25 protein-coding genes are annotated in these 22,804 nt (G+C 67.4%); 13 read left to right on the forward strand and 12 right to left on the reverse strand.

The window, feature by feature from the left end; translation table 11 throughout:
- Positions 1 to 113: 113 nt before the first annotated feature.
- The gene (locus DM816_RS26465) at positions 114 to 1,583 is read right to left on the reverse strand and encodes an MFS transporter (RefSeq protein WP_117213112.1); all 1,470 of its coding nucleotides are present in this window, start codon (positions 1,581 to 1,583) and stop codon (positions 114 to 116) included.
- 100 nt (positions 1,584 to 1,683) lie between these two features.
- Between DM816_RS26465 and DM816_RS26470 the strand changes: the two genes are divergently transcribed.
- A complete protein-coding gene (locus DM816_RS26470; protein ID WP_117213134.1) occupies positions 1,684 to 2,079 on the forward strand; it encodes a MarR family winged helix-turn-helix transcriptional regulator in 396 nt (131 codons plus the stop codon).
- Here the strand turns inward: DM816_RS26470 and DM816_RS45325 are convergent.
- Together DM816_RS45325 and DM816_RS26475 are read right to left on the reverse strand one after the other, a co-directional pair.
- On the reverse strand, positions 2,066 to 2,194 hold the full coding sequence (locus tag DM816_RS45325; protein WP_281274367.1) for a hypothetical protein: 129 nt from the start codon (positions 2,192 to 2,194) through the stop codon (positions 2,066 to 2,068). The two genes, DM816_RS26470 and DM816_RS45325, sit on opposite strands and share 14 nt — an antisense overlap.
- A gap of 71 nt (positions 2,195 to 2,265) precedes the next feature.
- A complete protein-coding gene (locus DM816_RS26475) occupies positions 2,266 to 3,015 on the reverse strand; it encodes a DUF2306 domain-containing protein (protein ID WP_117213113.1) in 750 nt (249 codons plus the stop codon).
- A 121-nt stretch (positions 3,016 to 3,136) separates the two neighbouring features.
- Between DM816_RS26475 and DM816_RS26480 the strand changes: the two genes are divergently transcribed.
- From DM816_RS26480 to DM816_RS26495, 4 genes are all read left to right on the forward strand, one after another.
- A complete protein-coding gene (locus DM816_RS26480; protein ID WP_211588860.1) occupies positions 3,137 to 3,853 on the forward strand; it encodes a TetR/AcrR family transcriptional regulator in 717 nt (238 codons plus the stop codon).
- Positions 3,854 to 4,029: 176 nt separating this feature from the next.
- On the forward strand, positions 4,030 to 5,154 hold the full coding sequence (locus DM816_RS26485) for an NAD(P) transhydrogenase subunit alpha (RefSeq protein WP_117213115.1): 1,125 nt from the start codon (positions 4,030 to 4,032) through the stop codon (positions 5,152 to 5,154).
- A gap of 2 nt (positions 5,155 to 5,156) precedes the next feature.
- Positions 5,157 to 5,465, forward strand: a complete 309-nt coding sequence (locus tag DM816_RS26490) for an NAD(P) transhydrogenase subunit alpha part 2 (RefSeq protein WP_117213116.1) — start codon at positions 5,157 to 5,159, stop codon at positions 5,463 to 5,465.
- On the forward strand, positions 5,462 to 6,835 hold the full coding sequence (locus DM816_RS26495) for an NAD(P)(+) transhydrogenase (Re/Si-specific) subunit beta (RefSeq protein WP_117213117.1): 1,374 nt from the start codon (positions 5,462 to 5,464) through the stop codon (positions 6,833 to 6,835). Before DM816_RS26490 ends, DM816_RS26495 begins: the two co-directional genes overlap by 4 nt.
- A gap of 47 nt (positions 6,836 to 6,882) precedes the next feature.
- Here DM816_RS26495 and DM816_RS26500 read toward each other — a convergent pair whose 3' ends face one another.
- Positions 6,883 to 7,404 carry a hypothetical protein gene (locus DM816_RS26500; protein ID WP_162907858.1) on the reverse strand — a complete coding sequence of 174 codons (522 nt, stop codon included), beginning with the start codon at positions 7,402 to 7,404 and terminating at the stop codon, positions 6,883 to 6,885.
- 104 nt (positions 7,405 to 7,508) lie between these two features.
- On the reverse strand, positions 7,509 to 8,042 hold the full coding sequence (locus DM816_RS26505) for an RNA polymerase sigma factor (protein WP_117213119.1): 534 nt from the start codon (positions 8,040 to 8,042) through the stop codon (positions 7,509 to 7,511).
- A gap of 266 nt (positions 8,043 to 8,308) precedes the next feature.
- On the opposite strand from DM816_RS26505, the gene DM816_RS26510 reads away from it, so the two are divergent.
- Positions 8,309 to 8,572, forward strand: coding sequence for a PspC domain-containing protein (locus tag DM816_RS26510; RefSeq protein WP_117213120.1), 264 nt, complete (start codon positions 8,309 to 8,311; stop codon positions 8,570 to 8,572).
- A 93-nt stretch (positions 8,573 to 8,665) separates the two neighbouring features.
- Here DM816_RS26510 and DM816_RS26515 read toward each other — a convergent pair whose 3' ends face one another.
- Positions 8,666 to 9,472, reverse strand: a complete 807-nt coding sequence (locus DM816_RS26515; protein ID WP_117213121.1) for an alpha/beta fold hydrolase — start codon at positions 9,470 to 9,472, stop codon at positions 8,666 to 8,668.
- A gap of 38 nt (positions 9,473 to 9,510) precedes the next feature.
- Here DM816_RS26515 and DM816_RS26520 point away from each other — a divergent pair, with 38 nt between their 5' ends.
- Positions 9,511 to 10,146, forward strand: a complete 636-nt coding sequence (locus DM816_RS26520) for a winged helix-turn-helix transcriptional regulator (protein ID WP_117213122.1) — start codon at positions 9,511 to 9,513, stop codon at positions 10,144 to 10,146.
- Positions 10,147 to 10,164: 18 nt separating this feature from the next.
- Positions 10,165 to 10,614, forward strand: coding sequence for an SRPBCC family protein (locus tag DM816_RS26525; RefSeq protein WP_117213123.1), 450 nt, complete (start codon positions 10,165 to 10,167; stop codon positions 10,612 to 10,614).
- Positions 10,615 to 10,814: 200 nt separating this feature from the next.
- Here DM816_RS26525 and DM816_RS26530 read toward each other — a convergent pair whose 3' ends face one another.
- The 4 genes from DM816_RS26530 to DM816_RS26545 all read right to left on the reverse strand — a co-directional run bounded on the left by DM816_RS26530 (position 10,815) and on the right by DM816_RS26545 (position 15,639).
- The gene (locus DM816_RS26530; protein WP_162907859.1) at positions 10,815 to 12,923 is read right to left on the reverse strand and encodes a hypothetical protein; all 2,109 of its coding nucleotides are present in this window, start codon (positions 12,921 to 12,923) and stop codon (positions 10,815 to 10,817) included.
- A 33-nt stretch (positions 12,924 to 12,956) separates the two neighbouring features.
- Positions 12,957 to 13,772: a hypothetical protein gene (locus DM816_RS26535; protein WP_117213125.1), complete on the reverse strand. Its 816-nt coding sequence runs from the start codon at positions 13,770 to 13,772 to the stop codon at positions 12,957 to 12,959.
- Between the two features lie 29 nt (positions 13,773 to 13,801).
- Positions 13,802 to 14,674: a hypothetical protein gene (locus DM816_RS26540; RefSeq protein ID WP_162907860.1), complete on the reverse strand. Its 873-nt coding sequence runs from the start codon at positions 14,672 to 14,674 to the stop codon at positions 13,802 to 13,804.
- Positions 14,675 to 14,811: 137 nt separating this feature from the next.
- Positions 14,812 to 15,639: an alpha/beta fold hydrolase gene (locus tag DM816_RS26545; RefSeq protein WP_117213127.1), complete on the reverse strand. Its 828-nt coding sequence runs from the start codon at positions 15,637 to 15,639 to the stop codon at positions 14,812 to 14,814.
- Between the two features lie 78 nt (positions 15,640 to 15,717).
- Here DM816_RS26545 and DM816_RS26550 point away from each other — a divergent pair, with 78 nt between their 5' ends.
- Positions 15,718 to 16,332: a helix-turn-helix domain-containing protein gene (locus DM816_RS26550; protein WP_117213128.1), complete on the forward strand. Its 615-nt coding sequence runs from the start codon at positions 15,718 to 15,720 to the stop codon at positions 16,330 to 16,332.
- Between the two features lie 159 nt (positions 16,333 to 16,491).
- On the opposite strand, the gene DM816_RS26555 is transcribed toward DM816_RS26550, so the two are convergent.
- Positions 16,492 to 17,337 (reverse strand): MOSC domain-containing protein, encoded by an 846-nt coding sequence (locus DM816_RS26555; RefSeq protein WP_117213129.1) that lies wholly within the window; start codon positions 17,335 to 17,337, stop codon positions 16,492 to 16,494.
- 610 nt (positions 17,338 to 17,947) lie between these two features.
- Between DM816_RS26555 and DM816_RS26560 the strand changes: the two genes are divergently transcribed.
- Positions 17,948 to 19,423 carry a non-reducing end alpha-L-arabinofuranosidase family hydrolase gene (locus DM816_RS26560; RefSeq protein ID WP_117213130.1) on the forward strand — a complete coding sequence of 492 codons (1,476 nt, stop codon included), beginning with the start codon at positions 17,948 to 17,950 and terminating at the stop codon, positions 19,421 to 19,423.
- A gap of 137 nt (positions 19,424 to 19,560) precedes the next feature.
- On the opposite strand, the gene DM816_RS26565 is transcribed toward DM816_RS26560, so the two are convergent.
- Positions 19,561 to 19,965 (reverse strand): hypothetical protein, encoded by a 405-nt coding sequence (locus tag DM816_RS26565; RefSeq protein ID WP_162907861.1) that lies wholly within the window; start codon positions 19,963 to 19,965, stop codon positions 19,561 to 19,563.
- Between the two features lie 337 nt (positions 19,966 to 20,302).
- Here DM816_RS26565 and kdpF point away from each other — a divergent pair, with 337 nt between their 5' ends.
- The 3 genes from kdpF to DM816_RS26580 form a co-directional block, all read left to right on the forward strand.
- Positions 20,303 to 20,392 carry a K(+)-transporting ATPase subunit F gene (kdpF, locus tag DM816_RS45940; RefSeq protein ID WP_117213132.1) on the forward strand — a complete coding sequence of 30 codons (90 nt, stop codon included), beginning with the start codon at positions 20,303 to 20,305 and terminating at the stop codon, positions 20,390 to 20,392.
- On the forward strand, positions 20,392 to 22,071 hold the full coding sequence (kdpA, locus tag DM816_RS26575; RefSeq protein ID WP_117213133.1) for a potassium-transporting ATPase subunit KdpA: 1,680 nt from the start codon (positions 20,392 to 20,394) through the stop codon (positions 22,069 to 22,071). The genes kdpF and kdpA overlap by 1 nt, the downstream gene beginning before the upstream one ends.
- A partial coding sequence (locus DM816_RS26580) for a P-type ATPase actuator domain-containing protein (RefSeq protein ID WP_483964163.1) occupies positions 22,068 to 22,804 on the forward strand: 737 nt, incomplete at its 3' end. The genes kdpA and DM816_RS26580, both read left to right, overlap by 4 nt.

Consider the following 22,804-nt stretch of genomic DNA (forward strand, 5'->3'; position numbering starts at 1 on the left):
GGCGTGGGGTCGCGGGCGGAGCCGGCGCGCCTGATGGCCACCCTTACGTCCTGATGGGAGCGTTGCGGGCGGCCGCCGGAGTCGCATGACTCCGGCGGCCGGCGGTGTTGCGGTCAGCCGGGTTGGGTGAGCTGCCGGGTCCGTTTGCGGGTGAGCAACGGGATGAGGTTCAGCAGCAGCCCCGCCACTGCGACGCCGGTGACCAGGTTGATTCCGGGGTGGTACCGGCTGAAGTCGGTATGGGCGGCCGGTCCGGACACCGTGATCAATGCGGTGACCACGGCGAGGACGAGCGCCGCGCCGACCTGGCCGGAGGTCTGTACCAGGCCGGCGGCGAGCCCTTGTTCGGAGTCGTCGACGCCCTCGGTTGCCTGGGCCATGATCGAGCTGAAGCCGAACGCGAATCCCCCGCCGAGCAGCAGCATGGTGGGCAGAACGGTGACCACGTAGTGCGGTGCGGTCCCGGCGGTCAGCAGGAACCATACGTAACCGAGTGCGAGCGAGGCCATGGCGGTGTTGATGAGTCGCTGTGTCCCGTACCGGTTGATGAGCCGGCCGACGACCGGTGAGCTGAACGCGACCAGAAGCCCGGCGGGCAGCAGGCCGAGCGCCACGCGCAGGGGCGGCCATCCCTGGGATTCCTGCAGGTACAGCGTCATCATGAATTGGAAGCTGAGGTACGAGCCGAAAAGCGCGATCACGCTCAGGTTGGCCCGGACGATCGAGCCCACCCGCAGGATGCCGAGCCGGATGAGCGGGTGCGCGATGCGGTTCTCGATGATGACGAAGGCAATCAGCAGCGCGGCGGCGGCCGCGACCGACCCGACGGTGACCGGGTGGAGCCAGCCGCGGTCCGGCGCGGACACCACGGTGTACACCGCCAGCAGCATTCCGCCGGTCAGGGTGATGGCGCCGAGCACATCGTGTCCGCCCTCACTGGCGCGCCGGTCGCGGGGGATCAGCGCGGCTCCGGCCACGAGGGCTGCCAGTGCCAGTGGCACGGGGATGAGGAACGTCCACCGCCAGCCGAGGCTGGTGAGCAGGCCACCGAGGATGAGGCCGGAGGAGTAGCCGCTGGCGCCGAACACGGTGAAGATCGACAGTGCCCGGTTGCGGGCTGGGCCTTGGTGGAACGTGGTGGTCAGGATGGACATCGCGGTGGGCGCGGTGAAGGCGGCCGCCAGGCCCTTGACGAAGCGGGTGACGATGAGCAGGGTCCCGTTGTCGACCAGGCCGCCGATGAGGGAGGCCACCGCGAAGACGGCGAGTGCGACCAGGAAGATCCGTCGCCGGCCGAGCAGGTCGGCGGTGCGGCCACCGAGCAGCAGCAGCCCGCCGTAGCCCAGGACGTAGCCGTTGATGATCCACTGTAGCGATGTGGTCGACATGCTCAGGTCGGCGCCGATGGACGGCAGCGCTACGCCAACCATGGAGACGTCGAGGCCGTCGAGGAACAGCACGGTGCACAGCACCGCCAACACTCCCCAGAGCCGGGGCGTCCAGCGTTGTTCGGCGGGCGGGGTCGACGAGATGGTGGTGGTCGTGGCGGTTGTCGTCGCGGTAGAGGCTTCGGTGAGAGACACGCGGGAAGGCTATATGCATGTGCATTAGATGTCCACGCACTAGTTACTCACGCAAGTAATGCGCGTGCATTTACTGGCCGCGCCCGGTAGGATGCGCGACATGACGTCCCAGGCCGCCCTCATCGACCGCTGGCGCACCCTTTTGACCTCCTACAACGAGGTCGCCGGCCAGCTTGAGCGGGCCCTGCAGGACGGGCACGGCCTTTCTCTGAGCGAGTTCGAGACCTTGGATCGGCTCATCGACGCCGACTGTGAGAAGCGCCGCATGCAAGATCTCGCCGCTGATATGTACCTGAGCCAGAGCGCACTGTCCCGTGCGGTCGCCCGCCTGGAAAAGAGCGGCCTCGTTCACCGCGCTCTATGCGAGGCGGACCGGCGCGGCGTATTCGTGCGCGCCACGGAAGCCGGCATCCGCCGCCATGCCGAGGCGCGCCAGACTCATCGCGCGGTCCTCGCCCAATACCTGCCTGCCACGGACCAGGTCAGAAAAAGGTGAGCAGAGTGGCGATCAGCACGATGCCGAGATATCCCGGCCGGCAGAGCAGTTTGGGCAGCAGATTGCCGCCATCGACCGGGACAGCTGCCGATCCGGCGTGTCGTGATAGGACCACACCGGGCACCATCGTTGCCGATTGACGAACTCTCCAGCGCCACGGCCTGGACGAGGCCTCCGGCCAAGGCGTTATCTCTGGGCGGCGCGAAGCCGACGTTCCTTTCGGGCCCTGCGCTGCGAGGCCGTGCCGCGCTCCAGCCACCACTCGGCGATCACCAGGTTGATCATCATGCCGACCCAGACGCCGATGCTGCCGAACATCTGCGCGCGCGGGTCGGTCGGACCGGTGAGCTCGGCCATCTGCTCGCCGTACATGATGAAACCGACGACCACGCCGGTCACTCGCGTCGTGATGATCGCGAACGTCAGCCAGAAGCTGCGCACCATCCAGCGCCGGTGCTCGACGTATCGACGCTGGCGCGCCATGCGGAACCCCGCGATCGTCGTCGCGAGCCACAGGATGCCGAGGGTGACGTTGGCGGCCCGGACGACCGGTCCGAACGGGCTCACCGCGCCGACGACGATGGCGAGCACGCCACCCGGGAGCACCCCGGCGAGAACGTAGATCCGGCCCATGACGCGGTGCGCTTTCGGGTGGCGGGCGCGAAACGTGGGCCAGATCTGAAAGCACGCCGTGACCATGGCGACCGTGCCGCATAGGACATGCCCCACCAGCAGCCAGTAGTGCGCGGCGAAGCCCTCGGGCGCGGGCACGTTCGTCTGCGCGGGGTCAAACGTGAGATAGCGGGGCACGGACAACGCGAGGAAGGCCGTCGCCAGGAGCATCAGCGGGCCTATCCACGGCCGGCGCCAGAAGCGTGGGCGGGGCTCGGCCGGGGGTGACGTAGTGGACGCTGCCCTGTCGATGGTGCTGGTCATGAGGGGTTCCGTTCGCTCGGCAACTCTGTATGACATACATCCGCTAGCGTATCTGATACAGAGTTTTAGGATGAGGTCCCGGCGCGACGATTGGAGAACGATGCCCCGCGACACCGGTGGCATGGCACGTACCGTCGAGCTCCTGTGGGGAGTGAGCACGCCGCGTGGCACCCGCGGACCGCGCCAGGGCCTGTCCGTCGCGGCCGTCACCCGGGCCGCGCTCGCGATCGCCGACGCGGAGGGCCTCGGGGCGGTCTCCATGCAACGCGTCGCCAAGGAGCTCGGTTACACGACGATGTCGCTGTACAACTACGTGCCGAGCAAGGACCAGCTGATCGAGCTCATGATCGACGCCGCCACCCCGCCACCGCCGATCCCCGAGGACGGCGAAAGCTGGCGCGATGAGGTCGAACGCTGGGTGCGCGCCACGTGGGGCCTCTATCACGCGCACCGGTGGGTCCTGAAGGTGCCGACGGTGAACCCACCGCTCGGACCGAATCAGATGGCGTGGTTCGAGGCCCTGCTGCACGCGCTCCACCGCGGCGGCCTCGAAGGCGCCGAGCTGATGGCGATCGCCCAGCACATCCTCACGTCGACCAGGGGCCAGGCCGCCATCTCGATCGACCTGGCCACCGGCGAGGACGGCACAGCCGCCGAGGCCAACGAGGCGCTGCGGCGGCTGGCCACCCCGGATCGTTTCCCGACGCTGCACGGGCTCATCCCGGCGGCGGGAGCCGGCGGCTTCCACCCGGGTGCGGAGATATACGAGGGGCTTGCGCTTGGGGTGCGGCTGCTGCTCGACGGGATGGAGGGGTACGTGCGGCGGGGAGCGGGTTAGCGCCTGCGCGGTAATTACTTCCGCTTGCAAGTCGTAGTTCCTCAGGGGTGCAATCATGCCGCCCGGTGGGTGATGCGCAGGTCGGTGATGCGTAGGCCGGCGGAGCGGGCGATCGCGGTCAGGCCAATCTGCGGCGACTCTGTCGCTGTGATCGACAAGCCGCTATCGTTCGCGGCATGAAGGTCGCCGTAGTTCGCGAGACCCGGCCGCAGGAAAAGCGGGTGGCTGTCACGCCCGACGCCGTCGGAAAGTTGATCAAGTCCGGTTTGGTCGTCCGCATCGAAGCGGGCGCGGGCGCTGCGGCGGGCTTCGGCGATGAGTCCTACCGCGACGCCGGGGCCGAGGTATCGGCGACGGCGCTCGATGGCGCGCATGTGCTGCTCGGGGTGCAGCCCCCGTCGCCCGAACAGGTTGCTCGTCTGGATCCGGCGGCGCTGGTGATCAGTTTTCTGCCGATTGCGCAGGAGCGGAAACTGCTTGAAGTGGTACGGGACAGCGGCCGCAGTGCGCTGGCGATGGAGCTGATCCCGCGGATCACCCGGGCGCAGAGCATGGATGCGCTGTCGTCTCAGGCGCTGGTCGCCGGGTACCGCTGCGCGTTGATCGCCGCCGAGCGGCTGCGGCGTTTCTTCCCCATGTCCATGACCGCCGCCGGTACGATCCCGCCGGCCAAGGTGCTGGTGCTCGGCGCAGGTGTGGCCGGTCTGCAGGCCATCGCCACGGCGCGGCGGCTGGGTGCGGTGGTGAGGGCCTATGACGTGCGCGCTGCCGCGGCCGAGGAGGTTCGCAGCGTCGGCGCCGAATTCATCGACTTGCAACTGCCCGCATTGGACGGTGCGGCCGGGTATGCCCGCGAGATGACCGAGGACCGCGCCGGGCTGCAGCGCGAATTGCTTGCCCCGCACGTGGCCGACGCGGACGCGCTGATCACTACGGCGGCGGTGCCGGGGCGCTCGGCGCCGCTTCTGGTGACCAAGCAGATGGTGGCGGCGATGCGGCCCGGTTCGGTGGTGGTGGATCTGGCTGCCGAGCAGGGCGGCAACGTCGAGGGTGCGATGCCCGGCGCGGAGGTGTCCATCGGCGGGGCCGTCGTGGTGGGCGGACGCAACGTGCCGAGCCAGATGGCAGGGCAGGCCAGCCGGCTCTACGCGGCCAACGTCAGCGCGCTGCTGCTGTTGATGACCGTAGAGGGTGATGTGGTACCGGACATGAGCGATGAGATCGTGTCTGGCTGCTGTGTCGTGCACAAGGGTGAAGTCCGGTTCGCGCCGGCGCGGGAACTGCTCGAAAGGGAGACGTGAGGATGGACACCGTTGCATTGCTGACGGTTTTGGTGCTGGCCGGATTCACCGGGTACGAGGTGATTGCCAAGGTGTCCAGCACCCTGCACACGCCGCTGATGTCCGGCTCCAACGCGATCAGCGGGATCATCCTGGTGGGCACGGTGGTGGTCGCCGCACGCGCGGACTCCGCGCTGAGTGTGACCCTGTCACTGATCGCGGTCGTGCTTGCCACGATCAACCTCGTGGGCGGGTTTGTGGTCACCGACCGGATGCTGCAAATGTTCAAGGCCCGCAAGGCTCCGGCCGCCGATCGAGAGGCCGCGAAATGAGCCCGGCGCTGGCGGGACTGGCCTACCTGATCGCCGCGGTCTGTTTCATCGTCGCGCTCAAGGCGCTGTCCTCACCGAAGCGTGCCCGCCTGGGCAACGCCGTCGGCGCTGTCGGTGCGTTGATCGCCGTGGCCGTCGTGTTCGCGGTGGAGCGCCCGGACAATCTGTGGCTCATCCTCGCCGCGCTCGGGGTCGGCGCGGCGATCGGAGTGTTCGCCGCGCAGAAGGTGGCGATGACCGCCATGCCGCAAATGGTCGCCATCTTCAACGGACTCGGCGGCGCCGCGGGCGCAATCGTGGCACTGCTGGAACTGGGCGGCGCCACACAGGCGACTCCGATCGGGCAACTGGCGGTGGCCGGCTTCACCATCCTGGTGGGGGCGGTGGCCTTCTCCGGCTCGATGATCGCCTACGCGAGGCTGCAGGAGCTGCTGACCGGACGTCCGCTCATCTTCCCCGGGATGCGCTGGCTGTTCAGCGGACTGCTGGCGGCCGCGCTGGTGACCGGAGCATGGATCCCTTTCGGCGCCCCGTTTTGGGTGGCGTTGGCGTTGACCGCAGCCAGTGTCGTGATTGGAGTGTTGTTCGTGCTGCCGGTAGGCGGCGCCGATGTGCCGATCGTGATCGCTCTGCTCAACGCGTTCAGCGGTATCACCGTGGCGGCCGGTGGTTATGTGCTGGGCAACAGCCTGCTGATTGTGGCGGGCACGCTGGTGGGGGCGTCCGGGATACTGCTGACGCAGTTGATGGCCAAGGCGATGGGGCGGCCGCTGCTCAACATCCTGTTTGGAGCGTTCGCCGGTGGGTCCACCCTGGGCGCGACGACCGTCTCGGCCCGGCCGGTGCGCTCCGCAGCGCCCGAAGACATCGCCATCCAGCTCGGGTTCGCGCGGCGGGTGATCATCGCACCCGGCTACGGTCTGGCGGTCGCGCAGGCCCAGCACGCCCTGCGCGATCTGGCCGACGAGCTACAGAAACGGGGCGTCGAGGTGCTCTACGCGATCCATCCGGTCGCCGGGCGCATGCCGGGGCACATGAACGTGCTGCTCGCCGAGGCCGACATTCCCTACCGTGCGCTCAAAGAAATGGATGAGATCAATCCTGAGTTCCGCACCACCGATGTCGCCCTGGTAGTGGGCGCCAACGACGTGGTCAACCCAGCGGCGCGCACCGAATCCGGATCCCCGATTTACGGCATGCCGATCCTTGCCGCCGATGAGGCCCAGGCGGTGGTGTTCCTGAAACGGTCGATGCGGCCGGGGTTCGCCGGTATCGAAAACGAGCTGCTGCATGACCCGAAGACCACACTGCTGTTCGGCGACGCCAAGGACTCGCTGCGCAAGCTCGCCGCCGCCGTGAAAGCCCTTTAGCGACAGCGCCCGTTGCGGGCGCTGTCGCCGCGAATTGGCGCTGTGGCTCAGCGCAGTAGCAGCGCGACACCGGCGGCCAGTGCCAGACCGACGATCACGGCGGCGATGGCGATACGGCGGCCGGGCGTGCCTCCACGGTGGCGCATGGCCAGCGCGAGCGGGCCGATCGGCAGTCCCTTGCGAGTACTCATGTTGGCTCCCTCTGTAGTGTCGGATGGTTCTTGCAGCTCGCGTTTGCGGGCGAGCAGGGCGGCACGATAGGCGCGCGCGCGAATCAGCATGGTGGCGGCGATGGCGACCAGTGTCAGGCCGAGGCCTGCTGCTGCCAGCACGCCCGCGGCGCTGGACCGAGCGAGCGCAATCGCGACGGCACCGATCGTGGTCAGAACGCTGAAGCCAACCGCGAGTGCGGCCGCGACCAGTCGATCGATGGCGAACAGCGGCCGGCGGGCAAGCGCCCACGCGGCGAAACCGGCCCACATCATGCCGACCACGATGAGGGCGGCGAAGGCAATCCGGGTGCGGGCGGGCAACGGCGCCGGTTCGGTGGCCCACAGCATGCCGATCATCCCCGCACCAAGCAGGCCGCCCAGGCCGGCCGCGGCATAGCCGACCCGGCGCGGCAGGGAAAGCCCACGCAGGATGTGGTCCGGTGGGTATCCAGGTTGTTCAATCATGATGAGTACCCCTTATCGGCCATGTGGTCGCGCAGCATGCGCCGCGCGCGGGACAACCGGGACTTGACCGTCCCCACGGGAACTCCAAGAATCTGGGCACACTCCTCCAAAGCCAGGTCCTGGAGGTGAAACAGGATCAACACTTCGCGTTCGCGTCCGGGTAGGCCGGACAGGGCCTCGGCCACCTGCGCCCGGTCGAGCACGGCCGCGACGTGGTCGTCGACCGGCCGATCCGACTCCAGCAGGTCCTCGGGGCGGTAGTTCTGTTTCACCCGGTCCATGACCGACCGGCGCGCGATGGTGAACAGCCACGGTGCGAACCGCTCGGGCTGGCGCAGACCCGGCAACGCCTTCAGCGCGCTGGCCCACACCTCCTGACTGACGTCGTCGGCCACGCCGGGGGCGTCGAGCATGCGCCGCACGTAGCGCCAGACCGGCTCATGCCAATACCCGACCAGCTCGGCCAGCGACCGCCGGTCACCGAGCTGCGCCTGGATCACCAGCAGCGCGTCCCGCCCGATTCTTTCCACACCTGGATAGTCCCTGACGCGGCCGTGAAGGTTCACGCCAATCGCGTCGTGCGATGTGACGGCGGCAATAGCCGACTACCACCGCCACCGCTACGCGCACGACCGCAGCGAGGTCCGGCAGCCTCGCACCACACCAGACGGCGCCTTCGCCCAGTTTCGTCGCGCTCACAGCGACCGGCCGCCCAGCACCTAAGGCCGATTTTTCAGGGTCCGGCCGGGTCCTGTCCCTGATGTGGCCGGCCCGGCAACCACCGCATCCTTGAGCAATGAATAGCATTCACGACAACCTGTACCAGCAGGGGCTGGTCCGCCCCCGTGAGGGAAGGGTGCTGGCGGGCGTGGTCGCAGGACTGGGACGCCGCTTCGGCATCGACCCCTGGCCGGCCCGGCTGCTTTTCGTTCTAGTGCTTCTGCTCATCCCGGGCAGCCAGATCCTGATCTATCCGATCCTGTGGATCCTCATGCCCAATGAGCGGACCTCCGCCGTACCGGTCGCACCACCGCCACCGCCATCGCCCGAGCCGGCTTAGCGTTTGCGAGCAGGAGCGCCTTCAACTGGTCGGAGGTCATGCGTCACGCGTTTGACGTCGCAGATGTAGGGCGCTCCCGGCACCTTCGGCGTCTCAGTCGGAGAAGAAGGCGTGCAGGGCGTCGCCGAGAACCTCGGGATCGCCCACGTGCGCCTGGCCTTTGAGCGTCAGGCGTTGCGCACGCGGCAGGATGGTCATCAACTCGTCCGCTGCGCGGGCGTAGAAGTCGGCGGGCAGGCCGGGGGTGTGCGGGTCGACGCCCGGCTCGCCCGTGGCCACGAGCACGGGCTGGGCGATGCGGCTGAACCGGTGGGCCGGAGGCGGCCCGTCGCCGAGGCAGGCCGCTTCGTAGGCCAACGTGTGCGCGATCGCCCGCAGGCTGGGCCAGAAGGGCGCGTTGCGCGCCTCGGCAATGTCCTCATCGGACGCACCGGCCAGGCGCATGAACAGCGCCACGGCGTCATCGCGACGCCCGTCGGCGAGCACGGCATTGAGCCCGGAAACGTAGGCGCGCCAGGCCTCAACCGCCTGCGCCTCCACGTTGTAGGGCACCTCGTAGACCGCGACGCGCCCCACGGGCAGGCCTGCCGCGGCGGCCTCCAACGCGAGCGCACCGCCCGACGAGGCGCCGAACAGGTGCGCCGATCCTCCCGCCTGTTCGATGAGCGCGGCCAGGTCTTCGATTTCGCGGGCGACCGCGTATGGCTGCGTGTCGCCGCTATCGCCCCGCCCGCGCCGGGCGAAGTTGTGCACGGTGAACCACTCGGCCAGTACCGCGGCCAGCGGCACGTTTTCGGCCCCGTCGTCCAGGCCGCCGCCGACCAGCACGACCGCCGGACCCTTCCCTTGCACCTGGTATGCGATCGGCGTGCCGTCACGCGAAAGCACTCGACTCTCCATGGTGCTAAAGTAGCACCGGCCAGTGCTACAGTGGAAGCATGCGCGGTGAGCGGACTTACGACGACCCGTGCGCCATCGCCCGCGGGCTCGACGCCGTGGGCGAGCGCTGGGCCCTGCTGGTCGTGCGCGAGCTGCTACTCGGGCCCAAACGCTTCAGCGACCTGCGGCGCGGGCTGCACGACGTGAGCCAAAACGTTCTGGCGCAACGCCTTCGCGAGCTGGAGCGCGACGGCATCGTGCGCCGCCGCACGTTGGCGAGCACCGGCGTTTACGAGCTGACCAAGCGCGGCCGCGAGTTGGAGCCGGTGCTGTTCGCCATTGCCGGGTGGGCCAACGCGATCTCGGTGCCGGAGAGCATCACGGCCGGCTTGAGCCCCGACGCGCTCGCGTTCCAGCTGCGCCTGACGTTCGACCCGAAGGCCGCGGGCGATGTGCGTGCCGTCTATGAGCTGCGGCTCGACGACGATCGGTTCACCATGCGGATCACCGATCGGCGCATCGACATCTCCCGTGCGCCCGCCACCGAGCCCGACGCGGTCATCGAGACAAGCGTCGCCCGGCTCACCGGGCTCCTCTCGCGCGAGCAACCGTGGGACGACTCCATCGTGGTCGAGGGCGACAAGCGGGCCGCGCGCCGGCTCACCCGCCTGTTCACCCACACATCGCCTTCATGACCAGGCTACGATCATGCCGTGGCTTTCCGGATTTCGCTGGACATCGAGCGCCCACCCGAGGCGGTGTTCGCCTATATCGCCGACGCCCGTCACATGCCGCAGTGGTACGAGGCGGTGCAAAGCGTGACCGCCACGAGCCCGACGCGATTTCGGATGCTGCGATCGTTGCCCGGCGGCCAGGCGGAAAACGAAGTCGAGGTGACCGGTTACCGCACCGACGAGGAAATCACGTTCGCGTCCATCAGCGGCCCGACACCGTTCGAATACCGTTACCGCCTGGAGCGGATCCCCGCCGGGACCAGGCTGACCCTCGACGGTGAAATCAGTGCCGAAGGGCTGAGGGGACCGGCCGCCCACCTTGGCGGGCTGGCCGGCCAACTGTTCAAGCAGGGAATGAAGAAAAACCTCAAGGCGCTCAAGCAGGTTCTGGAATCTGCGCAACGCCGGGAGGCGGAAAGAGGTCTTTGACCTCCATGACTTCGTGAAGATCGGCCGGTCCAGGAGCGGGTTCACCGGGTCCACCACGTTGAGCGACCACCCTTGCCGGGGCGCAGGACCAACCGGGCCGGTTGCCGGTCCGGCCACGCCGCGCCGGAGTTGTTCCAGGCACGACTTGCGGACCGTCGAGACCTGGCAGCCGGGCAAACGCCGCCCCCGAGGATGCCACGTCAGGCAGATACGGAGTTTGGGGTGTTTGCGTGTCGTGGATGACGTATTCGCCCGGCACGAGTGGCTCGCCCGTCGGAACGGGAAGCGGTGTCGGGATGGGGTTGAGCGGGTCGGTGCTGATGACGGTGACTCCCGGCGCCGGGTCGAGGAACGAGCCCTCCTCCCTTTTGGACAGTTCGAACATCTGGTCGCGCGTGCCTTGGCTCGCGTTCGGCCCGAACGCTTCGTCGAAGGCGCCGTGCAGCTCGGCCATTCGCTGGGAGGTCTTGGGCGGGGCGAGGTGCCGCTCGGACGGCGGCTCCAGCGGGTTGCCGTCCCCGTCGGAATCCACGACCAGCTGGTTGGGAGACTCGCCCAACCCGTACGGCTTGCGCGGCACGATCACCGGGGGCGGCACCGGCTCGTATCGGTGGTATTTCGCTTCGGTGGTCACCCAGGTCCGGGTCGCATGCTCCCGGATCGATGGAGTTGCCGGCGAGGTCGGCGGCACGGACCCGGAACCGGTATGCGCTGCCGAATCGCAACTTTGTGAGGGTACCCGGTTCGACCTCGGTCTTGACCTGGAAAGCATACCCGGGCAGGGGCGCCGGATCGACCGTCACCACGTGCGCCTCGTCGCCGGTTTCGGCCCCGACGACCGGTCCCGGCAGTTGGCCGCCGAACCCCCAACCCGTCCAGCCGAACAGCTCCTCGCCCACGAACAGGTGGGGGTTGCCGGCGCTGTCGTGCTGTTGCGTGAGCACGAACGGGTCGATCTGCGCTTCATCGCGGACGGTCCGCTCGACCTTTCCCGCGTCCGCGCCGATGGTGTAGCTGGCGACGCGTCGCATCAGCGAGCGGAACTCGCCGCGATCGGCCGACACATCCACGCGGTACCCGGTGGTGACGTCATCGGCATGGAGCACCGGCGCACCCTCCACTTCGGACGGCGGCATGCCCCCGAAGCGGGCGTTGCGCTCCAGCATGTGCAGGTACTTGCCCGCCCGCCGGTCGGCCTGTGCCACCGTGAGTGCGGCCGTGCGGCGCACCGGCAACCCGAAGGCCTGCGGCGCGGCCGCGCTGGAACGCGAGGCAGCCGCCGACCCGCCGTACAGCGCGGTGGCAAGGACGTCGAGTTGTTGCCCGACCCCGACGACATCCACATCGGACACGACGTAGCGGGCCGTGTCGCCGCCGCCGGGTCGCAGGTCCAGCATGCCGTTGACGATCTCGGCACGGTCGTCATCCTGCGTCGCCATCACAAACCGGCGCGCCTGCGGATCCGACACGACCGCACTCCACGGCTGCGGTATCGGGACCATGCCGTTGAGCGGGGTACCGTTGAGGTCACCGAGCCGGATCAAACGCGGGCCGGTGAACGCCGGGATCGTGAGATCGACCCGCAGTCCGAGCAGCAGCGCGAGCGCCGGATGGCGCATGATGGCCCCGATGACCTGGGCGAAGTCAACGCTCTCGGCGGGCGGGACCGGGTCGAGCGGGTTCGGGATGATGGGCGGGCCCTGCGGTGGAAAGTCGCCCACCGCCGCGGTGAGGCCGAGCCGCCGTATCCGCGGGACCAGAGCCACGAGCTGATTGCCCACTTGCGCGGCCGCATCGCGTACCCGCCCTCTGGTTATCTTTTTGGGATCGAGCAGGTCTCCGACTGCGGGGCCGCCACTGCGCCACGCGTTGAGCCCGGCGATGCGGCGCATGACCGGATGGCTGGCGCTCATCTGGCTATCCGGACTGGTCGCCATGGCTTCTTGGTATATCCCGGTGATGACAGCGAGTTTCTCCACATAGGACTCTGACTCGGCCGCATCGGCAAGCGTGGCCGACAGCGAACCGACCAGCTCGCGCACCGGTGTCGTGGCAGGGAACAGCTTGGCCCACAGCACCGGATCCGGCCGCGGGCTGACCACGGTCGCCTCGATCGGGTCGCCGCCGTCCGCGGTCAGCACCAGAAAGCGGGTGCCTTTGGCGATGACCAGCTCCGGCCAGCGGAACACGGCCGTGTCGCCGAGCTTTCCAGTAACCGGCCGGGGCGACGCGACCAGTGACAGCCGCGCCTTGCCATCAGGGTCGAACCCGTTGGGCAGCAACGTGTACAGCACGCTGTACTTAGACATTGTCATCTCCTGTGTTCTAAAAGTCTGGATCGCCTAGACGAATGCCTTGCAGTACGTGTCCCATGGGCGCGCGCCGGGGAAGCCTTGCGGCGCCATGAGTTCGGCAAAGGTGGGGTCGCCGTTTGAGCCGGCGAACGTACGGCTGAAGGTACGCTTGACGGTCTTGCTGAAGAAGAACGTCGACACGTAAAAACAGAGCTCCGCCTCGCCACGGACCTTGCCGCCGTAGTAGGTCAGCGAGAGGGTGGCCATGACGCCGAGCGTGATGTTCTCCAGGCTGAACATGCCCACGGCCACCGAGGGGATCGCCAGCCCGTAGGAGGCACGCACCCCGGACGTGGTGACGTCCAGCGCCGGTCCGTTGGGGACCACGGCGTTCGCCGGGTTCGCGGCGTTGGGCCCACTGAGTGCGCGAGCGCCACCGAACCCGTCGCCGCCGATCAGCGACGCGAGCCGGTTCACGAACCCGAGCACCCCGAGGAACTCGATTTCTCCTATGTGGACGTTGACGACGGGCTTCTCCGTGCCGACGGACACGAACTCGATGCTGTGGACGGGCATGTGGACCAGATCGGCGTTACCCAGCCGGAATGTCGCCACGACATCGGTGATCCGGCATGCGGTCCCCCGGTGCGGCTGGCCGTCAAGTCCCATCGTCACCACCGATTCGATCCGCAGGTGCGCATTGCCTCCCGGCCGCTTGTCCAGTTTCGCCCCCGCGACAGCCAACGGGGGCTTATCCTCGAACAGCGGCACCTGCCACTCGAACGTGCGCGTACGCAGTCCGTCCACGGCGGCGGCGGTGATCTTCGGCGCCCTGTCCAATGTGGTGGCCGCGGTGGAGATCACCTTTCGTAGTGGGAAGATCCCGAACAGCTTCAGCTCGTTGAGAACCGTGTTGCCCAGAAACGTCTCGGGATCGAAGGTGCAGGCCGCGATGGCCCCGAGGGAACCGGCGATGTCCTGGGGGAGCCCGCGACCGGGCCGAACTTGCGCGAGGTGCCCAGGATCGACAGGTCCAGCTCGTTGAACAGCCCACCCGCTGCGGCGGCGTCCATGACCCGCACCGGCAGGGCGCCGGACAAAGCGAACACGACCTCGCCAGGGTTCAACGTGGTGTCAAACCCGTGCGTCGCGAATGTGTCCGCATAGCGGATCACCATGGACTGGGCCTCAACGGGGATCAGGGCGGCAGCCTCGGTCGACTGGGCCGCACCACGCCGCTGTCCGTCAACCAGATAGGCATCATCGGCGCGCAACAGGTCGGCCGTGGGGACGTGGACCGCCTGCCCGCTCGGAGCCTCGACCAGGTCGACGGCACCGGCCAGTGAATGGGTCAACAGCTCCATATCACGCATTGCGGCGAGGAAACCCGCCGTGGACAGCGGGATCTCCGTCCCCGCCGGAATATGGAAACGCAGCAAAGGCCACGCGGTGTGCACCGGGAGGTTGGGCCTGCCGTTCACAAACCATTCCAAGACATGCTGCGGCGGCAACTGGATCTCGATCGAAGCGCTGTCTGTCGTGGCCCGCAATACATATCCACCGCCCTTGGGTACCGTCTCGAACCCGAACGAGCGGTGGACCCGGAAAGCCAGCTGGTCCTCGGGCCGGATCAACTCAAAGCCGAGGCCGACCTCATTGGCCGCCGGCCGCGGCGCGACAGTCTCCGAGCGCGGCAGCGATCCCGCGATCGCCGCCGACGCCAGGACCAAGCCACCCTGCTTCAGGAACCTCCTACGACTACTCATGCGCCCCAATGTGGCCGAGCGGGCGGTCCGTCCGCCCTATCCTGACCGGCAAACTGCCGGACAATTGCCGGTACCTGTCGCGCAGCCGACAACCCTTTCCGTTGCCAGGGTCGGCGACAGCCATATCCCCGACGAAATCAGTCGAGGAACGCCCCAGTGGTCGCGACGAACTGGTCGGCGTCGTCGAGCCAAGGGTAGTGTCCGGCTCCGGGCTGAACGTCGAACGTGGCGTCGGAGAACAGGTCCGCGAACTCAGCCACCGACCGCGGAGGGCTGTTCATGTCGAATTCCCCGGCGAGCAGCAGGACCGGGGCATTGAGGGCGGCGAGCGCCGTGCGTGTGGCCGCCGGGGCGAACGCACCCTCGGCCCCGAAGTGCACGACCGCATCGATGTTGCTCGGCTGGCTCGCTGCATGGTGCTTTTGCGCTGCCTCGTCCCAGCGGCCGTAGAAGAAGGGAGCGATGGCTTCCCAGTCGCTGCCGGTGCCCTCGGTGATCGCCTCCAGCGCGGCGAATGCCTGCGCGAACCACGGCTCGTCCTTTCGAAGCAGCGCGAGTTCGCGTCGCGTCTCCCCGGTGATCGCTATGCCGACAGCTCGGGTGCCGGGACCGATCAGGGCGAGCTTGCCGACGTTATTCGGGTATCGCGCCGCGTACTGTGCCGCGAGGTTGGCACCGCCAGAGTGAGCCAGCAGGTCCATCTGGGCGAACCCGAGGTGTTCGCGCATTGCCTCGACATCGCCGACCATGCGGTCGCAGCGGCAGGAGGAGGGGTCTTGGGCAACCGCGGATCGGCCGGTGCCGCGAAGATCCAAAATGATCAGCTGCCGCTGCCTGGACAGGCCGCCGAGGTCACCGAGGTAGGTGGAGTCCACGGGACCTCCCGGGAGGCAGACCACGGGGTCACCGTCTCCGTGCAGGTGATAGGCGAGCCGGGTTCCGTCAGGCGCAGAGAAAGTAGGCATGACGGGGATCCTGTCAGTTATAACCAGGTTATACAACCCGGTTATGACGGTGGGGGTGCGGAGGTATATAACCGAGCTGTGACAGGCGATGGCGACACGCTCCACAATTCCGAGGCCCTCACGGAGGAACAGGCCCGGCGGATGCTCGCCGGCATGAACGAGGTCATCCGCGCCGGCGAGGAGATGCGCAAGCTCCGCACCGAAATGATCAAGCTGCTGTCCAGCCTCGGCTGGACACAGGACAGAATTGCCCAGCTCACCGACATGAGCCAGCCTGCCGTATCCAAACAGGTGGCCAGATACAGGTCGGGCGACCCGCTGCCCCCGATGGGCCTCGCCCTCGATCAGCACGACACCCCATGGCTCGAAGGGCGCCTATGGGGCCTCGCGGAGGAAATCTCCGAGACCCTCGACGGCGCGGCCCGCTGTACGCGCTACGTCAACGCCCTCGCCCGGGGCAAGAAGCGCCTCACGCCCCAGAACGTCGACGAGCTTCGGCGCCTCGTCGAAGAGGACCTGAGGCTGCACCGGGCGGCAATGCCCGCCGGCTACCGGGACGCATACGACCGGATCAGCCGCGGTCTGGACCGCCCCTCGAAGGTCACCACGACCGCCGCATCGGCCTCCATGCGCCGGACCCTCGCTTACCAAATCCAGCGAGACCACCTCCAGCGCGATGTCCCGGCGCGGTAAACACGGCGGTAGCGGCGTCGGCCGGCGTCAGGGTCGGGTGAGCTGCGGGCGCGGGACCAGATCGAGGCGCTGGAGCAGGCTCGGACGCCGATCGAGCGCTAGGGCCAGGCGATCTGCTGCACAACAGCAGCGCGACAACGTGCGACCGGACGGTCCCGGTCAGTCCAGCACCTCCACGGTGTCACCGACACTGACCGTGCGACCTTCGCCGGAAGGTGCGCCCGGTTCCGCCCGCACCGTCATCTGGAGACCGAACAGGAGCTTCTGGCCGACGTTTCGCCGCGCGGCGAGCATCCGTAGCGGCTCCCGCCCGCGCTGTCCGGTCTCCTGGTCGATCGTCGCGATCAGACAGCGGCCACACTCGTTGACACCGTGGAACATGGCCCCGCCGATCCTGATCCGCCGGCCGACCCACTCGCCCTCGGCCCACGGCGCGGCACCGCTGACCACCACGTTGGGCCGGAACTGAATCATCGGCAGCGGCCCCTCGGCACTGCCCGACTCCAGCAGCCAATCGTTGAACGCGTCCAGCGACGCCGTGTTGGTCAGCAGCAGCGGAGTGCCGTCGGCGAAACTCACCTCCGCGCCCGAGCCGGCCGGAACCGGCCAGGGAACGAGGTTGCCGGTGGGATCACCGAGCCAAACCAGCCGGGCGGCGCGCCCCAACAACCGGTGGAGCCAGGCGTCCGCCTCGGGGCCTGCGGATCGTACCGACGAGGGCGGCCGCCCCCGGTACACCCGGACCTGAATCGCCTCGCCGCCGGTCGGTTCGGCCACATCGAGCGGAGCCAGCCCAGGCGCGTCCAGGGTCAGCCCGCCCGGCCGGGAAACCGCCCGCATCGTCACCAGTTCCCGGTGCTGGCGCTGGGTCACGCCGAGCCCGTGTTCGTCGACGATCAGCCAGCGCCGGTCACCGTCCAGGCCCCACGGCTCAACCCGCGCCGTGTCACGGTCCATCCGGCGGCACCCCTTCACCGGGTACGTGTGAATCGAGGCGACTCGCATCCGGCCAGGATGACACGACGTGGCCTGACGCCGCTAGCCAGCTCCGCCGGAGGCGACTGGCTGTAGCCGATTCTGCTCCTACGCGAGCAGGGGGTGAAACATTTCGCATCAAGTACCGGAACGTTTTGACAGCGCGCTTAATTTGCATGTATAACTGAGGAAGCATCCGGGCTCACGCGGTATGTCCTTCAGGAGCAATCATGAAGAGCAGTCGCCGCCGGCCCTTGCTTGCCGGTACGGTCGTTGCCGCCATGGCGGTTTCGTCTGCCGCGCTCGCTCTGATCGCGACCGTCGCACGGGCCGCCACCGGAAACCGCGTCCGCTACAAGGCGACCAGTTCGTGGCCTGGCGGGTTCGGCACCGAAGCCGTCGTCGACAACGCGACGTGGAACACCGCCAACCCGGCCTCGACCAGCTGCGCCCTCAACTGCGTTCGGCACCGGAACTCCCACCGGCAAGGTCACTCTCGCCCAAGGCACCGTCAACCCCACCGCCTGGACGTTGCTGACCGGCACCACCACCGTCTCCTGGACCGCAACCCTCACATCCGCACGGTTCTACGTCGAGACCAGTCCAGTGCATGTACGACCATCGGAATAGGAGTACCAGAATGTACCGGAAAAAGATCGTCAGAATTCGCTCGTTAGGTCTTGCCGTCGTCCTGACGCTGGCTTCCCTAGGGGCGGCAGCGTCGGTCCACACTGCTCCCGCCGCCGCAGCGAGCGGAAATCTACTGACCAACGCCGACATGGAGAATGGCACCACCGGTTGGTCTGTGTTTGGCGCTGGAACGCTGGCATCAAACACGAGTGTGGTGCATGGTGGCACGCGTTCGCTGTCGTACACGGGCCGCACCGCTTCATGGAACGGAGTCAGCCAGAGCGCGACTTTCCTGTTGGCAAATGGCGCCAGCTTCACGACGAGCGTATGGATGCGAACGCAGAGCGGAACCCCGACCGCCAAAGTCACTTTGCAAGTGACTGCCAACGGGACGACGAACTACGTCACCCTGGCGCAAGGCGTGGTGAACGCATCCGGTTGGACACAGCTGACCGGCACCGTAACCGTGTCCTGGAGCGGGACATTGTCATCGGCGAGGCTCTACATAGAGACCACCGCCGGCACCGACAGTTACTACATCGACGACACTTCGTTCGTCAACAATTCGGCGGGCGGCACGTGCAACCTTCCTTCGACGTATCGTTGGGCATCGACGGGTTCGCTCGCGAACCCGAAGTCGGGTTACGTCTCGCTCAAGGACTTCAGCCACGTCGTGCACAACGGCAGGCATCTGGTCTATGCGACCACGCATGACACCGGCACGACATGGCGTTCGACGAACTTCAACCTCTTCACGAATTGGTCTGACATGGCCAGCGCCACCCAGAACACGATGTCGTCCTCCACCGTCGCGCCAACGCTTTTCTACTTCGCCCCGAAGAACATCTGGGTGCTTGCCTCCCAGTGGGGCGCGACCCCCTTCGTCTATCGGACGTCGACCGACCCGACCAACGCGAATGGATGGTCATCGCCGAGCGCACTGTTCTCCGGAACCATTGCCAACTCGCCCACGGGCCCCATCGACCAGACTCTTATCGGCGACAGCACAAACATGTATCTGTTCTTTGCCGGGGACAATGGCAGGATCTACCGGGCCAGCATGCCGATCGGCAACTTCCCGGGCAACTTTGGTAATTCGGCGACAGTTATCATGAGCGACTCGACAAACAATCTGTTCGAGGCCGTTCAGGTCTACAAGGTCCAGGGCCAGAATCAGTACCTCATGATCGTCGAGGCAATCGGCGCCAACGGGCGATACTTCCGTTCGTTCACCGCAACCAGTCTTGGCGGATCGTGGACGCCACAGGCCGCAACCGAGAGCAACCCCTTCGCGGGCAGAGCCAACAGCGGCGCCACTTGGACCAATGACATCAGCCACGGCGACCTGATCCGCAGCAACCCTGATCAGACCATGACCATCGACCCCTGCAATCTGCAGCTCCTCTATCAGGGACGCGATCCCCGCTCCGGCGGCGACTATGGCCTACTGCCATACCGGCCGGGTTTGCTGACGCTGCAACGCTAGACGGCGCCAGCGCGCTGCTTGACGGGGCCGTGACACAGTTCCAGGCCCCGTCAAGCTTAGCCCTGAAATCTGCACGGTGCCGCAATGAACCTGGCGGTGCGCGCGGGAACCGCCATCCCGCACGGCGCTCCCCTGGCCTAGCCCGTCAGTTGAGAATCGGACAGCACGAGGACGCTCTGGTCGGTCGCCTCGGTGCTGATGAGCCAGGTGTCATGCCAGCGTGCGATCCTGCCCTCGTCCCAATAATCGAGCCACACCATCTGGATCTCCTCGCGCAGGTTCGAGCTGGCGGGCAGATCGAGGTCGACGGTCAAACCGGTACCCGGCTCGAATGTGGCACGCTGTTCGGTGATCGGACCGCCGTTGACAGGCACCCAAACGACCATCACGTCGACGGCGCCACGGGCCGAACCGCAGCTGATCGTCCCCAATAGACGGTCGCCTTCCACGCTGAAACTGGGCTGAAGGCGTGGCTGAGCGCTGCGGGCGACGGCCTCCTGCGCGCGTCTGGCCGAGGCACTGCTCTCCGCGGCGGCGCGCATCGAGCCGAAGGCCGCTACCGCCGCGAACACCGCATGTGGTCGTGGCGGACGCCACCGACCCCGCGGCGACGACTGAGTCGTAGATCACTGCGCCGTCAAGACGGCGTCAAGACCGGGCGGGACGCCGTACGGAAACCGTCAAGATCCGTGACAGAGCCGCGTGTCGTGCGGTTTTCTTCACCTCGGACCTCGCGAGACGCTTTGATGATCTCGGGAGGTCGTCGCGAAGTGGTGAAGAGGACTCAAGGAGGCGCGCGATGGGTGATCTGCTCTATGCGCTGCTCACGATCGCGCTGTTCGGGCTGCTCGGCCTGACGGTGCGCGGAGCAGAGCGGCGGTGAGCGCGACGAATCTGATCGGCCTGGCAATCGCTGCGGGTTTGGCGGTGTTTCTCGTGGTGGCCTTGCTGTTTCCGGAGAGATTCTGATGAGTACGGCAACCGCGGGAGCGCTATTTGTGCTCTCGCTCGTGGCCGCGCTGGCGGTGGCCTACCGGTTTCTTGGCGACTACATGCATCGGGTCGTCACCGGTACCAAGCACAACGTCCTTGAGCGCACCGTCTACAAGCTGATCGGGGTGAACCCGGCGGCGGAGCAGTCCTGGGGTTCGTATGCGCGTAGCCTGTTGGCCTTCTCGGCCGTGTCGCTGCTCGGGCTGTACGCATTGTTGCGGCTGCAGGATTTCGTGCGCTTGGGCGGTGGCGCGGACTTCGCGGCCGGGGTGAACGAGCGGATGTGGCCCCATCTGGCGTGGAACACCGCGACCAGTTTCACCACCAACACCAACTGGCAGGCGTATTCGGGCGAGTCGACGATGACGCACTTCGTGCAGGCGGCAGGCCTGGCGGTGCAGAACTTCGTCTCGGCCGCAGTCGGTATGGCGGTCGCCGTGGCGCTGGTGCGCGGGTTCGCCCGCTCCCGCACCGACAAACTGGGCAACTTCTGGGTCGACCTGACCCGCATCACCGTGCGGATCCTGCTGCCGATCAGCGCGATGGCAGCCATCCTGCTGATCGCGGGCGGAGTGGTGCAGCACTGGGGTGACGGCACGCTCGTATCGACGCTGACCGGTGGGCAGCAGCACATCACCGGCGGCCTGGTCGCTTCCCAAGAGGCGATTAAGGATTTGGGCACCAATGGAGGCGGCTTCTATAACGTCAACTCCGCGCACCCGTTCGAGAACCCGACCGCGTGGACCAACTGGCTGGAAATCTTCCTGCTGCTGTGCATCCCGTTCGCGTTGCCGCGCGTGTTCGGCCGGATGGTGGGCGACAACCGGCAGGGCTACGCCATCGCCGCGGTGATGGGCATCCTCGCCATCGCCGGCATCGCTCTGACCAACGCGTTCGAGCTGGGCGGTGCCGGCACGGTGCCGCAGGCGATCGGCGCGGCCATGGAGGGCAAGGAGGTCCGATTCGGTGTCTCCAACTCGGCCACCTTCGCGGCCGCGACGACGCTGACGTCGACCGGTTCGGTGAACTCGTTCCACGACTCCTACACGGCGCTGGGCGGCATGATGCCGATGATCAACATGCTGCTGGGTGAGATCGCTCCGGGCGGTGTGGGCGCGGGCCTGTACGGCATGCTGGTGGTTGCGGTGATAACGGTGTTCGTGGCCGGGCTGATGGTCGGGCGCACACCGGAATACGTTGGCAAGAAGATCAGCGCGCGTGAGATCAAGTTCGCGTCGTTGTACTTTCTGGTGACCCCGGCGCTGGTGCTCATCGGTGTGGCGGCCGCGCTGGCCACCGGCAACTGGAAGACACAGGCCAATGTTGGCCCGCATGGCTTTTCCGAGGTGCTGTATGCGTTCGCGTCGGCGTCCAACAACAACGGTTCGGCGTTCGCCGGCATCACGGTCAACACCCCGTGGTGGGACACGGCTTTGGGCCTGGCGATGCTGCTGGGCCGGTTCGTGCCCATCATCCTGGTGCTCGGTCTGGCCGGATCCCTTGCGGCGCAAAAGCCCGTGCCCGTCTCGGCCGGGACGCTCCCCACGCACAAACCTCTGTTCATCGGCATGGTGGCCGGCGTTGCCGTGATCCTCGTGGCGCTGACGTTCCTGCCCGCGCTCGCGTTGGGCCCGCTGGCTGAAGGGTTGAGATGACTGTGGTCAAAGGGGGTTTGCTCGACCCCGGGCAGCTGTGGCTGTCCTTTCCGGACGCCGTGCGCAAGCTCAACCCGGCCACGCTGTGGCGCAACCCGGTGATGTTCATCGTCTGGGTCGGCGCGGTGTTCAGCACGGTGCTGGCCATCGTCGAGCCGTCGGTGTTCGCCTGGGTGATCGTCGTGTGGCTGTGGCTCACGGTGGTGTTCGCCAACGTGGCCGAGGCGGTCGCCGAGGGCCGGGGCAAGGCGCAGGCCGCCACGCTGCGCAAGGCCAAGCGGGACACCATCGCCCGCAAACTGCCCCGCTGGCCGCACGGCCTCGACGAGGTGGCGGTCGAGGCGGTCGCGCTCCAACTGGGCGACACCGTGGTGTGCGAGGCGGGTGACATCATCCCGGGCGACGGCGATGTCATCGAGGGCATCGCCAGCGTCGACGAGTCGGCAATCACCGGCGAGTCCGCGCCGGTCATCCGCGAGTCGGGTGGCGACCGTTCGGCGGTGACCGGCGGGACGAAGGTGCTGTCGGACCGGATCGTCGTGCGGATCACGCAAAGGCCCGGAGAGTCGTTCATCGACCGGATGATCGGCCTTGTGGAGGGGGCGAACCGGCAGAAGACGCCGAACGAGATCGCGCTGAACATCCTGCTGGCCAGCCTGACCATCATCTTCCTGCTGGCCGTCGTGACGCTGCAGCCGATGGCCATCTACGCCAAGAGTTGGCAGGCCGCCGC

Source organism: Allorhizocola rhizosphaerae, assembly GCF_003426775.1.
Classification (GTDB): Bacteria; Actinomycetota; Actinomycetes; order Mycobacteriales; family Micromonosporaceae; genus Allorhizocola; species Allorhizocola rhizosphaerae.